This is a genomic window from Salmonella sp. 32100201201700099SM (assembly GCF_017572645.1).
In the GTDB taxonomy this organism is placed as follows: domain Bacteria; phylum Pseudomonadota; class Gammaproteobacteria; order Enterobacterales; family Enterobacteriaceae; genus Salmonella; species Salmonella enterica.
Window position 1 is genome coordinate 23983 of the sequence record NZ_JAGERQ010000004.1, and the last position, 14226, is coordinate 38208.

A 14226-nucleotide genomic window follows, 5' to 3' on the forward strand; every position below is an offset into this window, starting at 1 on the left:
ATTTTGCTATCGCTCCTGTTACGCAACTCGTGTAATCTGCCACAATTCATGTTTTAGCGAATTGTCGGCCAAAGGGAGTTGAAATGCTGTTTGGATTTTTCCGTAACCTGTTTCGCGTGCTTTATCGTGTGCGCGTCACTGGCGATGTCCGGGCGCTACAGGGGAACCGGGTCTTAATTACCCCCAATCACGTTTCATTTATCGATGGTATGCTACTGGCGCTGTTTTTGCCGGTACGGCCTGTCTTTGCGGTATATACCTCCATCAGCCAGCAATGGTATATGCGCTGGTTAACGCCGCTGATCGATTTTGTACCGCTCGATCCCACTAAACCCATGTCCATTAAACACCTGATGCGTCTGGTGGAGCAGGGGCGTCCAGTGGTGATTTTCCCGGAAGGGCGGATTTCCGTGACCGGCTCGCTGATGAAAATTTATGACGGCGCAGGCTTTGTGGCGGCAAAATCGGGCGCAACCGTCATTCCGCTCCGCATTGACGGCGCGGAGCTTACCCCTTTCAGTCGCCTGAAAGGTCTGGTTAAACGGCGTTTGTTCCCCCGTATTCAGCTTCATATTTTACCGCCGACGCAAATACCGATGCCGGAAGCGCCGCGCGCGCGCGACAGACGTAAGATAGCGGGTGAGATGCTGCACCAGATCATGATGGAAGCGCGTATGGCGGTGCGCCCGCGCGAGACGTTATACGAATCGTTGCTGGCGGCGCAATATCGTTACGGCGCGGGTAAAAACTGTATTGAGGACATTAACTTTACGCCGGATACGTATCGTAAGTTACTGACCAAGACGCTTTTTGTTGGCCGGATTCTGGAAAAGTACAGCGTTGAGGGCGAGAAAATCGGTTTAATGCTGCCGAATGCCGCCATCAGCGCGGCGGTGATTTTCGGCGCGGTTTCTCGTCGCCGCATTCCGGCCATGATGAACTACACAGCGGGGGTAAAAGGGCTGACCAGCGCGATTGCCGCGGCGGAAATTAAAACGATTTTTACCTCCCGCCAGTTCCTCGATAAAGGTAAATTGTGGCACCTGCCGGAACAGCTAACGCAGGTTCGCTGGGTTTACCTGGAAGATTTAAAAGCGGACGTCACACTCGCCGACAAGCTGTGGATTTTTGCCCACCTCCTGGCGCCGCGACTGGCGCAGGTAAAACAGCAGCCGGAAGACGCGGCGATTATTCTTTTTACCTCCGGCTCGGAAGGGCACCCGAAAGGGGTGGTGCACAGCCATAAAAGCATTCTGGCGAACGTCGAGCAGATAAAAACGATTGCGGATTTCACCGCCAATGACCGTTTTATGTCGGCGCTGCCGCTCTTTCACTCGTTCGGTTTGACGGTGGGCCTGTTTACGCCGTTGTTGACCGGCGCGGAAGTGTTTCTTTATCCAAGTCCGCTGCACTATCGCATTGTGCCGGAACTGGTCTATGACCGTAACTGTACCGTGCTGTTTGGTACGTCAACCTTCCTCGGCAACTACGCGCGCTTTGCCAATCCGTATGATTTTTATCGCCTGCGCTATGTGGTGGCCGGTGCGGAAAAACTTCAGGAGAGCACCAAACAACTGTGGCAGGATAAATTCGGTCTGCGCATTCTTGAGGGCTACGGGGTAACGGAATGCGCGCCAGTAGTCTCGATTAACGTGCCGATGGCGGCTAAGCCTGGCACTGTTGGCCGCATTCTGCCTGGCATGGACGCGCGTCTGCTGGCGGTGCCCGGTATTGAAAACGGCGGTCGGCTACAGCTGAAAGGGCCGAATATCATGAATGGCTATCTGCGCGTGGAAAAACCGGGCGTGCTGGAGGTGCCGTCGGCGGAAAACGCCAGAGGCGAAACTGAGCGCGGCTGGTACGACACGGGCGACATTGTACGCTTCGATGAAAATGGTTTTGTGCAGATTCAGGGGCGCGCGAAACGCTTTGCGAAAATTGCTGGCGAAATGGTCTCGCTGGAGATGGTCGAGCAACTGGCGCTTGGCGTTTCGGCGGACAAAATGCACGCTACCGCCATTAAAAGCGATGCCAGCAAAGGTGAAGCGCTGGTACTGTTTACGACTGACAGCGAACTCACCCGAGAAAAGTTACAGCACTATGCCCGTGAACACGGTATTCCGGAACTTGCCGTCCCGCGTGATATCCGTTATCTGAAACAGCTTCCCTTGCTTGGCAGCGGGAAACCCGATTTTGTGACGCTGAAAAGTTGGGTGGATGCGCCGGAACAACATCATGAGTGAGTCAGTACGTACTAACACCTCCATCTGGTCGAAAGGGATGCTGTCGGTGATTGTCGCGCAGTTTCTCTCGGCTTTTGGCGATAATGCGCTGCTGTTTGCGACGCTGGCACTGCTGAAAGCTCAGTTTTACCCGGACTGGAGCCAGCCTGTTTTGCAAATGGTGTTTGTGGGCGCTTACATTCTTTTTGCGCCGTTTGTCGGCCAGATAGCGGACAGCTTTGCCAAAGGCCGGGTGATGATGGTCGCCAATGGTCTTAAACTGGCGGGAGCGGCAGGTATCTGCCTCGGCGTAAATCCTTTTGTCGGTTATACGTTGGTCGGGATTGGCGCGGCGGCTTATTCTCCGGCGAAATACGGTATTCTGGGCGAACTGACGACGGGCGATAAGCTGGTGAAAGCCAATGGTCTGATGGAAGCCTCTACGATCGCGGCGATTTTGCTCGGTTCCGTTGCGGGCGGCGTATTGGCTGACTGGCATGTCATCGCCGCGCTGGTTGCCTGCGCGTTGGCCTACGCTGGCGCAGTGGCGGCGAACCTGTTTATCCCGAAGCTTGTGGCGGCGCGTCCAGGACAATCCTGGCGGTTGTCGGCGATGACGCGTAGTTTCTTCAGCGCTTGCGTTGTCCTTTGGCGTAACGGTGAAACGCGTTTTTCGCTGGTGGGGACCGGGCTATTCTGGGGCGCAGGCGTGACGCTGCGTTTTCTGCTGGTGCTGTGGGTGCCGGTGGCGCTGGGTATTACGGATAACGCCACGCCGACTTACCTGAACGCCATGGTGGCGGTAGGCATTGTGGTCGGCGCGGGCGCGGCGGCAAAACTGGTGACGCTGGAGACCGTATCGCGCTGTATGCCCGCCGGGATTTTGATTGGCGTTGTGGTTGCGATCTTCTCATTACAGCACGCATTGCTGCCTGCTTATGCCTTGTTGCTGTTGATAGGTATGCTGGGCGGCTTTTTTGTGGTGCCGCTCAACGCTTTGCTCCAGGAGCGCGGTAAGAAGAGCGTTGGCGCCGGGAATGCCATAGCCGTACAAAATCTGGGCGAGAATAGCGCCATGCTATTAATGCTGGGACTGTACTCGCTGGCGGTGCTGGTTGGCGTTCCGGCAGTGGCGATAGGTATCGGCTTTGGCGTTCTGTTCGCGCTGGCGATCGCGGCGCTGTGGATCTGGCAGCGCCGGCAGGCATCATACTGAGTGAATATGCCGGGCGGCGAGTGCGCGTTATCCGGCTTACATTGTCTCTGTAAGCCCGGAAGCGTAGCGCCACCGGGCACTGACTATCACGGCGCCGGATAGGTATAAACCTGATGCGCCGCCTCTATCTCCGCCAGGACCTCTTCGCTTAACGTCAGATGCAGACTTTCCACATTCGTCTTGAGCTGCGCCATCGTGGTTGCGCCCAGTAACGTACTGGCGACAAACGGCTGGCGGCGAACAAAGGCCAGCGCCATTTGCGCCGGATCAAGATTGTGACGCTTCGCGATATCGACGTAGGCGGCAACGGCTTTTTGTGCCTGTTCGCCGCTGTAACGTGTGAAGCGGCTGAACAAGGTATTCCGCGCGCCTGCGGGTTTGGCCCCGTTCAGGTATTTACCGGTTAATGTGCCAAACGCCAGACAGGAATAGGCGAGCAATTCAACACCTTCATACTGGCTGACTTCCGCCAGTCCGACCTCGTAGCTGCGGTTTAACAGGCTATAGGGGTTCTGGATAGTGACAATACGCGGCAGGTCATGTTTTTCCGCCAGATGCAGATAGCGCATAACGCCAAACGCTGTCTCATTTGAAACGCCAATATAACGAATCTTACCCGCTCGCTGAAACTCACTTAGCGCGTCTAACGTCTCCAGCAGACTTACTACTGGCGTGGAGTCCGTCCAGTTATAGCCGAGTTTACCGAAGCAGTTAGTGGGGCGCTGCGGCCAGTGCACCTGATACAAATCCAGATAGTCGGTCTGCAATCGGGTCAAACTGTCGTGTAGCGCTTCGCGAATATTTTTACGATCCAGCGCCTTATGAGGCCGGATGCCTTGATCATTATTACGTGCCGGTCCGCTGACTTTGCTGGCGATGATCAGTTTTTCACGGTTGCCGCGTTTGGCGAGCCAGTTACCGATATAGGATTCCGTCAGCCCTTGTGTTTCCGGGCGCGGCGGTACCGGATACATCTCGGCGGCGTCGATAAGGTTAATGCCATTTGCGATGGCATAGTCGAGCTGTGCGTGAGCGTCGGCTTCGCTGTTTTGTTCACCAAATGTCATTGTGCCCAGCCCTAGCGTACTTACTTCGAGCGAGCTGTGGGGTATACGGTGATAGTGCATAGCCGTTTCCTTTTTATTATGAAGTCAGAAATTCCCGACAAAGGACAATAAAAATGGCAGAGGGAAGGCAAAAGGGAAAGTAAAATTGTAGGCTGCGCGGCGTAATTGTTACCGGGCGTGGTCGCCACGCACCGTTACGGGACGCAGCCTGAAGGCCTGCAGAACGCTGACCTTGATCACAGGCCACCGCTTAACGTTCGATGATTTGGGATACTTCGTCACGGTTGATTTGCATCTCGTTTCCCTGTGCATCGGTATAGCTGACCAGACCGGTATCATCGTCAACTTGCGGTTTTCCATCGGTCAGGATCATACGACCATCTTTCGTCGCCATTACATAATCGCTGCTGCATCCGGATACCGCAAAAGCCAACCCTACTGCGGAAATTACAACTGCCCACTTTTTCATCCGTTTATCCTCACGTAGCCTGCATCTGATAATAGTCTGTTAATCATATGTCTGATAATAGTCTAGTAATAACGCGCAGCTCTGCATGTCGGAAGCAGCAAAATCTTAATCTGTGAGAAGAAAGGAAATAAAGTGAGTATTCGCTCCCCGGCGGGGGAGCGAGACAGGATTACAGCGGATTCTTTTTATTACGCAACAGGTTCAGGCTCTCTACTGCGATAGAGAAGAACATGGCGAAGTAGATATATCCTTTCGGAACGTGAACGTCGAAACTTTCCAGAATCAGGGTAAAGCCAACCAGGATCAGAAAGGAGAGCGCCAGCATTTTTACCGACGGATGGCGATCGACAAACTCGCCGATAGGCCGTGCCGCAAACATCATGACGCCCACGGCAATAACGACTGCCGCCATCATAATAAACAGATGATCGGAGAGGCCAACCGCTGTGATAACTGAATCAAGGCTGAAAATAATATCCAGCAGCATAATCTGCACTATTGCGCCCAGGAAAGAAGAAACCCGGGTTTTTAACCCTTCTTCTTCGCCTTCGATGGACTCATGGATCTCCTTGCTGGCTTTCCAGATTAAAAATAACCCACCCAGTAGAAGAATGAGATCGCGGGCGGAAATCGCTTCGCCGAAAAGCTCAAACAGCGGATTAGTCAGCCGAGTGACCCAGGCGATTGACGCCAGCAGCGCCAGGCGCATAACCATCGCCGCCGCCAACCCAAGCCGCCGTGCGTGGTTCCGTTGCGCCGTAGGAAGTTTTGCTACCACCAGAGAAAGAAAAATAATGTTGTCGATCCCAAGTACAATCTCCAGCAGCGTCAGCGTACCGAGCGCCAGCCAGGCATTAGGATCGGTTATCCATGCAAATAACATCGAACAAAGTCCTGCCAAAAAAAGAAGCGGTAATTATAGGCCCGTCGGGTGACGGGCGAAAGCCCGGGCTGAATTTGCGCAACCAGGAGCGGTGTAAAATAGCGGCGACAATACGCTTACGTTTATTCGGCGTCGGCCCGACGCGTAGCCATAGCGGAGGCGCATTTGCGTGTAATGGACGTTACGGATTCTGCAATAAAAAATGGCGAGCCAGCAGCGCCTGCGTAAAATTTTTTTTCAGATAAAATCCACGCGGTAGCGTCAAAATAGGTTCCCCGCGCGCGCCGATAGCCTCGGTGAGCGCCCTGGCATTGACGGCTTTGGGTCGCAGTTGCAAGACTTCGCCATGACGGGCGGTAATGCGTTCCACCTGGCCCAGCACTATCATGTCCATCAGCTCTTCCCAGTCGAGGCGTAGCTGCCTGTCCTCTTCTTCACTCGGACTCCAGAGTAGCGGCGAACCTACGCGGCGTTCGGCTAACGGTATGCTGCGATTGCCTTCGACCGGCACCCATAGCACGCGCTTCAATTTATGCCGTACGTGACTTGTCTCCCAGGTCACGCCGCTGTTACCGGTTAACGGCGCCACGCAAACAAAGGTTGTTTCCAGAGGACGACCCAGACTATCCACCGGGATGGTTTTCAGTTCTACGCCTAATGCGGCGAAATCCTGCTCCGGCTTGCTCCCGGCGCTGGCGCCGAGCCAGATCTCCAGCAAGACGCCGATCCAGCCTTTGTCTCGCTTCAAATCTTTAGGCGTGGTAATGCCGGCCATCGCCGCCAGCTCGCCTAACGTATAGCCGGAAAGCTGCCGCGCCTGGGCTAACAGCAATGCTTCCGAAGCAGGCGGAGTCGGTAGCGGACAAAGAGCGGACATGACTATTACCTTAGGTCAAAAAATGAGCAGTGATTTTATACCGTATGGGCAGAGTTTATCTTTTTCTGTGTCTTATATTCAATAGACTGATTTTTATTGCCTTTTTTGTGTTGTTTCTTCGTGTTGCGCAACGCTGAAGCGGGTTTTCCAATTCTGGTCACTGACAATAAACAGGATCTTACACTATGTTATCCACAGAAAGTTGGGATAACTGTGTAAAACCGCCACTACTGTTTCCATTTACAGCCTTGACGTGCGACGAAAATCGAAAATTCAGACAAATAGTGCGTAAGTTATTGGCACAATCTGTGGATAAAACCGACGCTGGTTGATCTTTCATCAGCATAAGGATCTTAGGTGTGATGCTTGTCACGCTTTATGAAGGTGGCATGTAAGATTGGTCTATAACACAATGAATATAAGGCACTATTTTTACTGTTTTCAGTATGAGGAATTCAGACTGTTCTGGGTTTTCCCGTGGTAATTCCATACTTCTTCACAACTATATCCACAGAAAAGGTGAATAAAATGGCACAAGGGCGTCATCATCTGTTTATAACTCGGCTATTTACTGTGAGTTATTCAATTGTTATTAGGCTGTGTCACTATTACAGAGTGGTTTACCGCCTCACTGGAGTATGAAACAATCGTTCATATATAAGGTTTATGTTGAGGTAGTCCGGTGATTGATGACGATGGCTACCGCCCAAATGTAGGTATCGTAATTTGTAATCGTCAGGGGCAGGTGATGTGGGCCCGGCGATTTGGTCAGCACTCCTGGCAGTTCCCGCAGGGCGGGATAAATCCAGGGGAGTCGGCAGAACAGGCGATGTACCGGGAACTGTTTGAAGAAGTTGGGTTAAGCCGTAAAGATGTGCGGATCCTTGCTTCTACTCGCAACTGGTTGCGTTACAAGTTACCAAAACGTTTGGTGCGTTGGGACACAAAGCCGGTATGTATCGGCCAGAAACAAAAGTGGTTTCTTTTGCAGTTAATGAGCGCCGACGCCGAAATCAATATGCAAACCAGCAGTACGCCGGAGTTTGACGGCTGGCGCTGGGTAAGTTACTGGTATCCGGTTCGACAAGTGGTGTCATTTAAACGCGATGTCTACCGCAGGGTAATGAAAGAGTTTGCAAGTGTTGTCATGGCGCTTCAGGATAATCCCCCTAAGCTACAAAGCGCGCCTGCTTATCGACGTAAAAGAGGTTAAGCCACGCAAATTATGCTCACTCGCCTGCGCGAAATAGTCGAAAAAGTGGCCAGTGCGCCGCGTCTGAACGAGGCGCTGAATATTCTGGTCACGGATATCTGTCTTGCGATGGATACAGAGGTTTGCTCGGTTTACCTGGCCGATCATGACCGACGCTGTTATTACCTGATGGCGACGCGGGGGTTGAAAAAACCGCGTGGTCGAACCGTTGCGCTTGCGTTTGATGAGGGGATCGTCGGTCTGGTGGGCAGGCTGGCGGAACCCATTAACCTTGCCGATGCGCAAAAACATCCCAGCTTTAAATACATTCCTTCGGTAAAAGAGGAGCGTTTTCGCGCGTTTCTCGGCGTGCCGATCATTCAGCGTCGCCAACTTCTCGGCGTGCTGGTCGTACAGCAGCGCGAATTGCGCCAGTACGATGAAAGCGAAGAGTCTTTCCTCGTCACGCTCGCTACGCAGATGGCGGCTATCCTGTCACAGTCGCAGGTCACAGCGCTGTTCGGGCAATACCGGCAAACGCGAATCCGCGCGCTTCCTGCGGCGCCGGGCGTGGCTATCGCAACGGGCTGGCAAGACGCGACCATGCCGCTGATGGAACAGGTTTACGAAGCGTCTACGCTGGATACCTCTCTTGAACGCGAACGACTGACCGGCGCGCTGGAAGAGGCGGCGAACGAATTCCGACGATACAGCAAACGCTTTGCCGCCGGCGCGCAAAAAGAGACGGCGGCCATTTTCGATCTGTACTCACACCTGCTTTCAGACGCCAGACTGCGTCGCGAACTCTTCGCCGAGGTCGACAAAGGCGCTGTTGCGGAGTGGGCCGTTAAAAAAATCATCGAAAAATTTGCCGAGCAATTTGCGGCGCTAACTGATAACTACCTCAAAGAACGTGCGGGAGACTTACGCACTCTGGGGCAGCGACTGTTATTCCACCTTGATGATTCAGTTCAGGGGCCAAACACCTGGCCGGAACGTTTTATTCTGGTCGCGGATGAGCTGTCGGCGACCACCCTGGCGGAGCTGCCGCAGGACAGACTGGCGGGCGTTGTGGTGCGCGACGGCGCGGCAAACTCGCATGCGGCGATTATGGTGCGCGCGCTCGGTATCCCGACCGTCATGGGCGCGGATATCCAACCTTCGGTTCTACATCGCCGTACGTTGGTGGTGGATGGCTATCGCGGTGAATTACTGGTCGATCCTGAACCCGTGCTTATTCAGGAATATCAGCGGCTCATTAGTGAAGAGATAGAACTCAGTCGTCTGGCGGAGGACGACGTCAATCTTCCCGCCCAACTGAAAAGCGGCGAGCGAGTCAAAGTGATGCTGAATGCCGGGCTCAGCCCCGAGCATGAGGAAAAGTTAGGCAGTCGGATCGACGGTATCGGCCTGTACCGTACTGAAATACCCTTTATGCTGCAAAGCGGGTTTCCCTCGGAAGAAGAGCAGGTGGCGCAGTATCAAGGGATGCTGCAAATGTTTAACGATAAACCGGTGACGCTGCGGACCCTGGATGTGGGAGCGGATAAGCAACTGCCCTATATGCCGATCAGCGAGGAGAACCCGTGTCTGGGCTGGCGCGGGATCCGCATTACGCTGGATCAGCCGGAGATCTTTTTGATCCAGGTCCGCGCGATGCTGCGCGCCAATGCGGCGACTGGCAACCTCAGCATTTTGTTGCCGATGGTCACCAGTATTGATGAAGTCGATGAAGCGCGGCGTCTGATCGAACGCGCCGGGCGCGAGGTCGAGGAGATGATCGGCTATGCGATCCCGAAACCGCGTATCGGCATTATGCTGGAAGTACCGTCAATGGTATTTATGCTGCCGCATCTGGCTAACCGGATCGACTTTATCTCGGTCGGCACCAACGATTTAACGCAATATATCCTGGCGGTAGATCGCAACAATACCCGCGTGGCCAGTATTTACGACAGTCTGCATCCGGCTATGCTGCGCGCACTGAGCATGATTGCGCAGGAAGCCGAAAAAAATGGCCTCGATCTTCGCTTGTGCGGCGAGATGGCGGGCGATCCGATGTGCGTGGCGATTCTTATCGGTCTGGGATATCGCCATCTTTCGATGAATGGCCGTTCGGTAGCGCGTGTGAAATATCTGCTGCGGCATATCGATTTTGAAGACGCGCAAACCCTTGCCAGACGCAGCCTTGAGGCGCAGATGGCGACCGAGGTGCGTCATCAAGTGGCGGCGTTTATGGAGCGCCGCGGGATGGGGGGATTGATTCGCGGAGGGTTGTAACGACTGGAGCGGGAAAAGAGAGTGACTGTGGATTCACGGCGCAGACAACACGCCTGCAAGATGAAAGACAATGCGTATATACCCAAAATAATTCGAGTTGCTTAAAGGCGACAAGGGAGTGAGTCCCCAGGAGCATAGATAACTATGTGACTGGGGTGAGCGACAAATCTGCCGGGAGCAGATTTGAACGTCGCGTGCGACGGCCCGTCAGGGCGAGGCCCATGGATGGGCCGAGTAATCCGTAGCCAACACATAAGCAACTTGAAGTATGAAGGGTATACATATCTTTTAACGGTAATCGGCATCTCGCTTTTAACCCTTGTGCTATTATTCGCACCTTTGGAGCGTCTGCAACGCGCAGGCGCGTTTATCGATCGCTATCTCTTCAGCGAAATAACAAGAAATTGTGGTGACAGATGACCAGTAGCTATCTGCATTTTCCGGACTTTGATCCGGTCATTTTCTCAATTGGGCCCGTCGCGCTTCACTGGTATGGCTTGATGTATCTGGTGGGATTCGTTTTCGCGATGTGGTTGGCGGTGCGTCGTGCTAACCGTCCGGGAAGCGGTTGGACCAAAAACGAAGTTGAAAATTTACTCTATGCAGGTTTCCTGGGGGTCTTCCTGGGGGGGCGTATTGGCTATGTCCTGTTTTATAACTTCCCTCTGTTTCTGGATAACCCGCTCTATTTATTCCGCGTCTGGGACGGCGGCATGTCCTTCCACGGCGGGCTTATCGGCGTGATACTGGTGATGATTATCTTCGCCAGGCGCACGAAGCGCTCGTTCTTTCAGGTGTCTGATTTTATTGCGCCGTTAATTCCGTTCGGCCTGGGCGCCGGGCGTCTGGGCAACTTTATCAACGGTGAATTGTGGGGGCGCGTCGATCCTAACTTCCGGTTTGCCATGCTCTTTCCTGGCTCACGCGCGGAAGATATTGCGCTGCTGCCGTCACATCCGCAATGGCAGCCTATTTTTGATACCTACGGCGTATTGCCGCGCCACCCTTCCCAGTTGTATGAACTGGCATTAGAAGGCGTGGTGCTGTTTATCATCCTTAATCTCTTTATTCGCAAACCGCGTCCGATGGGCGCAGTCTCCGGATTATTCCTGATTGGCTATGGCGCGTTTCGTATCATTGTTGAATTCTTCCGCCAGCCGGACGCGCAATTTACCGGCGCGTGGGTACAGTACATCAGCATGGGGCAGATTCTCTCTATCCCGATGATTATCGCTGGCGCGATCATGATGGTTTGGGCATATCGCCGCCGCCCGCAGCAACACGTTTCCTGAGGAACCATGAAACAGTATTTAGAACTGATGCAAAAAGTGCTGGATGAAGGCACACAGAAAAACGACCGTACCGGCACCGGCACGCTTTCCATTTTTGGCCATCAGATGCGTTTTAACCTGCAGGAAGGCTTTCCTCTGGTGACGACGAAACGCTGCCATTTACGTTCAATTATTCACGAACTGCTATGGTTTTTGCAGGGCGATACCAACATCGCTTACCTGCACGAAAATAATGTCACCATCTGGGACGAATGGGCCGATGAGAACGGCGATTTAGGCCCGGTTTATGGTAAGCAGTGGCGTGCATGGCCAACACCGGATGGCCGCCATATCGATCAGATCGCCACGGTCTTAAGCCAGCTTAAAAACGACCCGGACTCTCGCCGTATTATCGTTTCTGCGTGGAACGTCGGCGAGCTGGATAAGATGGCGCTGGCGCCGTGTCACGCCTTTTTCCAGTTTTATGTCGCAGATGGAAAACTCTCCTGTCAGCTTTATCAGCGCTCCTGCGATGTGTTCCTCGGTCTGCCGTTCAACATTGCCAGCTACGCGTTACTGGTGCATATGATGGCGCAACAGTGCGACCTGGACGTTGGCGATTTTGTCTGGACCGGCGGCGACACGCACCTGTACAGCAACCATATGGAGCAGACGCACCTGCAATTAAGCCGTGAACCGCGCGCGCTGCCGAAATTGGTCATTAAGCGTAAACCCGATTCGCTTTTTGACTACCGGTTCGATGATTTCGAAATTGAAGGCTATGATCCGCACCCCGGTATTAAAGCGCCGGTCGCTATCTAAGCGCTGACGATCCTGCCATAACCGACGTCATCGCGCGTCGGTTTTTTTTACCCTTCGTCTCAATCTTCGGCGCGGATTCCTGAAATTTTGCAACGCGCTGCAAGACATGAACTTTTTTCCGTAACGCGCCGAACAATCTGTATTTGGCGCTCGTTATTTTTCTTCCGCCCGCCATACTGCCGACATGAAAAAACAACAGGGCTATACGCTCATTGAAACGGTGGTCGCGATGTCGCTCATTATCATTCTCAGCGCCACAGGACTTTATGGCTGGCAACGCTGGCAGCAGCAACAGCGCCTGTGGCAAACCGCATGTCAGGTGCGGGATTACCTGCTGCAACTTCGTGAGGACGCTCACTGGCATAACCGCGATCACATTCTTCGCGTGGTCAGCGAAGGCGGTTCATGGTGCTTTGTCAGCTCTGTTGCTACGCAAACATCGTGTACGCCATCTTCCCCCTTTGTGTTTACGCCCGACTGGCGTGATGTCGTCCTTGCCGATATCACGCCGTCGTTAGCCTTCTTTGGCTTGCGCAATACGGCATGGGCAGGGCACATCGTACTGAAAAACGCTGCCGGAGAGTGGCGTCTGGTCGTCTCCTCTTGGGGGCGAATCAGGCTATGCGAGCGTAATGAGGCCGCCACGTGTCAATAACCACGCGGGGGTTCTCGCTACTGGAAGTTGTGCTGGCGATGGCGATAGGTTCCATTTTACTGCTTGGGTCCGCACGATTTTTACCGGCGCTACAGCGTGAGATCTGGCACAACACGCGACAGTTATCGCTGGAAGATGAAATCTGGCAGCGAACCTATACCGTAGCGAAGCATCTTCAGCGTGCGGGTTACTGCCATGGCCACTGTGTCGGCGAAGGGTTACATCTTGCTGAACAGGGGCAATGCGTCATCGTTCAGTGGGACGGGAATAATAACGGGGTCTGGGATACCATACCGGCGAAAGAGGCCGACCAGACCGGGTTTCGTGTGAAGGATAACGTTCTGGAGACATTACGCGGAGCAACATCTTGCCAGGGTAAGGGATGGGAAAAAATGACCGATCCCAATACGGTACTCATCACGGCGTTTACCGTTGAGCGCCGGGATATAACGGGATTCTCGCCAGTGCTCATGCTGCATCTGCGCGGCGCCAGCAAAGCCGAGCCTCAGACGGTTATTGACGCGCAATACAGCGTAACGGGATTTAATCTGTGAATCGGGAACGTGGCGCTTCTTCGCTAATACTGGCGCTTTTAATACTGATTCTGGGCAGTCTGCTACTGCAAGGCGTAAATCAGCAGCAGGCCAGCTATGCCGCCCGCGTGACGACGCAGAGCCTGGCGATACAACGCCAGGCGCTTGTGCAGTCGGCGCTGGAATGGGGACGGGGGCAGCTATGGTCAGGCGTAACCGAAATGGAATGTCGGCGCTATTCCTCTTCAGGAGCGAGAGTCTGTTTGCGGAGATTATCGGGGGATGAGGTGGTGATGGCGGCGCAAGATGACGGCATGACGTTATGGCGTTTGGGCAACGTCATTCAGGGAAGAATTGTCTTTTCTCCCCACGGCTGGAGCGATTTTTGTCCGTTAAAAGAGGTGGCGTTATGTCGCATCCCCTGAATTTACAACGCGGGTTTAGCCTCCCGGAAGTTTTAGTGGCGATGGTTCTAATGGTAATGATCGTCACCGCGCTGTCAGGCTATCAGCGGGTATTAATGCACAGTTTTGCATTACGACACCAGTATCTCCAGATCTGGCGGCAGGCGTGGCAGCAAACGGCGCTGTATCCATTTTCGCCTGCTGACGACTGGAAGGCCAACCGGATGCAGACAACGCAATCGGGATGTGTCAGCATCAGCGTCACGATGGTTTCACCCTCTGGCAGGCAGGGGCAGATGACGCGCTTGCATTGTCCAAATCGTTAATCGGCAGGA

14 protein-coding genes are annotated in these 14226 nt (G+C 53.8%); 10 read left to right on the forward strand and 4 right to left on the reverse strand.

Translation table 11 applies throughout. From position 1 onward, the window contains the following. The first annotated feature begins 83 nt into the window (after positions 1 to 83). Entirely contained in the window at positions 84 to 2243 is a 2160-nt protein-coding gene (gene aas, locus J4685_RS07515) for a bifunctional acyl-ACP--phospholipid O-acyltransferase/long-chain-fatty-acid--ACP ligase (RefSeq protein WP_000896086.1), read from the forward strand. After that, entirely contained in the window at positions 2236 to 3438 is a 1203-nt protein-coding gene (gene lplT, locus J4685_RS07520; RefSeq protein WP_000004686.1) for a lysophospholipid transporter LplT, read from the forward strand. The genes aas and lplT overlap by 8 nt, the downstream gene beginning before the upstream one ends. A gap of 86 nt (positions 3439 to 3524) precedes the next feature. Here lplT and J4685_RS07525 read toward each other — a convergent pair whose 3' ends face one another. The 4 genes from J4685_RS07525 to mutH all read right to left on the reverse strand — a co-directional run bounded on the left by J4685_RS07525 (position 3525) and on the right by mutH (position 6734). Beyond that, positions 3525 to 4565 (reverse strand): NADP(H)-dependent aldo-keto reductase, encoded by a 1041-nt coding sequence (locus J4685_RS07525; RefSeq protein WP_000558958.1) that lies wholly within the window; start codon positions 4563 to 4565, stop codon positions 3525 to 3527. Positions 4566 to 4755: 190 nt separating this feature from the next. Continuing rightward, on the reverse strand, positions 4756 to 4974 hold the full coding sequence (locus J4685_RS07530) for a YgdI/YgdR family lipoprotein (RefSeq protein WP_000758662.1): 219 nt from the start codon (positions 4972 to 4974) through the stop codon (positions 4756 to 4758). Between the two features lie 169 nt (positions 4975 to 5143). Then, on the reverse strand, positions 5144 to 5857 hold the full coding sequence (locus J4685_RS07535; protein WP_000895635.1) for a TerC family protein: 714 nt from the start codon (positions 5855 to 5857) through the stop codon (positions 5144 to 5146). A 181-nt stretch (positions 5858 to 6038) separates the two neighbouring features. Continuing rightward, on the reverse strand, positions 6039 to 6734 hold the full coding sequence (gene mutH / locus J4685_RS07540) for a DNA mismatch repair endonuclease MutH (protein WP_001274937.1): 696 nt from the start codon (positions 6732 to 6734) through the stop codon (positions 6039 to 6041). A 682-nt stretch (positions 6735 to 7416) separates the two neighbouring features. Between mutH and rppH the strand changes: the two genes are divergently transcribed. From rppH to J4685_RS07580, 8 genes are all read left to right on the forward strand, one after another. Further along, positions 7417 to 7947 carry an RNA pyrophosphohydrolase gene (gene rppH / locus J4685_RS07545; protein ID WP_000564481.1) on the forward strand — a complete coding sequence of 177 codons (531 nt, stop codon included), beginning with the start codon at positions 7417 to 7419 and terminating at the stop codon, positions 7945 to 7947. Between the two features lie 12 nt (positions 7948 to 7959). Then, entirely contained in the window at positions 7960 to 10206 is a 2247-nt protein-coding gene (ptsP, locus tag J4685_RS07550) for a phosphoenolpyruvate--protein phosphotransferase (RefSeq protein WP_000957889.1), read from the forward strand. A gap of 416 nt (positions 10207 to 10622) precedes the next feature. Then, complete coding sequence (lgt, locus tag J4685_RS07555) at positions 10623 to 11498, forward strand: prolipoprotein diacylglyceryl transferase (protein ID WP_000204647.1); 876 nt, start codon at positions 10623 to 10625, stop codon at positions 11496 to 11498. Positions 11499 to 11504: 6 nt separating this feature from the next. Then, complete coding sequence (gene thyA, locus J4685_RS07560) at positions 11505 to 12299, forward strand: thymidylate synthase (protein ID WP_000816247.1); 795 nt, start codon at positions 11505 to 11507, stop codon at positions 12297 to 12299. Positions 12300 to 12483: 184 nt separating this feature from the next. Continuing rightward, positions 12484 to 12954, forward strand: coding sequence for a prepilin peptidase-dependent protein (locus J4685_RS07565; RefSeq protein WP_000744668.1), 471 nt, complete (start codon positions 12484 to 12486; stop codon positions 12952 to 12954). Beyond that, a complete protein-coding gene (locus J4685_RS07570) occupies positions 12945 to 13508 on the forward strand; it encodes a prepilin peptidase-dependent protein (protein ID WP_000029158.1) in 564 nt (187 codons plus the stop codon). Before J4685_RS07565 ends, J4685_RS07570 begins: the two co-directional genes overlap by 10 nt. After that, positions 13505 to 13912 (forward strand): DUF2509 family protein, encoded by a 408-nt coding sequence (locus tag J4685_RS07575; protein ID WP_001078531.1) that lies wholly within the window; start codon positions 13505 to 13507, stop codon positions 13910 to 13912. The genes J4685_RS07570 and J4685_RS07575 overlap by 4 nt, the downstream gene beginning before the upstream one ends. Beyond that, a complete protein-coding gene (locus J4685_RS07580; RefSeq protein ID WP_000019286.1) occupies positions 13897 to 14217 on the forward strand; it encodes a prepilin-type N-terminal cleavage/methylation domain-containing protein in 321 nt (106 codons plus the stop codon). Before J4685_RS07575 ends, J4685_RS07580 begins: the two co-directional genes overlap by 16 nt. Positions 14218 to 14226: the final 9 nt, after the last annotated feature.

What these genes read in the sequence shown, in the direction of transcription:
- aas (WP_000896086.1), top strand. Translation starts at nt 84, where the DNA reads ATGCTGTTTGGATTTTTCCGTAACCTGTTTCGCGTGCTTTATCGTGTG.
- lplT (WP_000004686.1), top strand. Translation starts at nt 2,236, where the DNA reads ATGAGTGAGTCAGTACGTACTAACACCTCCATCTGGTCGAAAGGGATG.
- J4685_RS07530 (WP_000758662.1), bottom strand. Translation starts at nt 4,974, where the DNA reads ATGAAAAAGTGGGCAGTTGTAATTTCCGCAGTAGGGTTGGCTTTTGCG.
- ptsP (WP_000957889.1), top strand. Translation starts at nt 7,960, where the DNA reads ATGCTCACTCGCCTGCGCGAAATAGTCGAAAAAGTGGCCAGTGCGCCG.
- lgt (WP_000204647.1), top strand. Translation starts at nt 10,623, where the DNA reads ATGACCAGTAGCTATCTGCATTTTCCGGACTTTGATCCGGTCATTTTC.
- J4685_RS07525 (WP_000558958.1), bottom strand. Translation starts at nt 4,565, where the DNA reads ATGCACTATCACCGTATACCCCACAGCTCGCTCGAAGTAAGTACGCTA.
- J4685_RS07535 (WP_000895635.1), bottom strand. Translation starts at nt 5,857, where the DNA reads ATGTTATTTGCATGGATAACCGATCCTAATGCCTGGCTGGCGCTCGGT.
- thyA (WP_000816247.1), top strand. Translation starts at nt 11,505, where the DNA reads ATGAAACAGTATTTAGAACTGATGCAAAAAGTGCTGGATGAAGGCACA.
- J4685_RS07580 (WP_000019286.1), top strand. Translation starts at nt 13,897, where the DNA reads ATGTCGCATCCCCTGAATTTACAACGCGGGTTTAGCCTCCCGGAAGTT.
- mutH (WP_001274937.1), bottom strand. Translation starts at nt 6,734, where the DNA reads ATGTCCGCTCTTTGTCCGCTACCGACTCCGCCTGCTTCGGAAGCATTG.
- J4685_RS07565 (WP_000744668.1), top strand. Translation starts at nt 12,484, where the DNA reads ATGAAAAAACAACAGGGCTATACGCTCATTGAAACGGTGGTCGCGATG.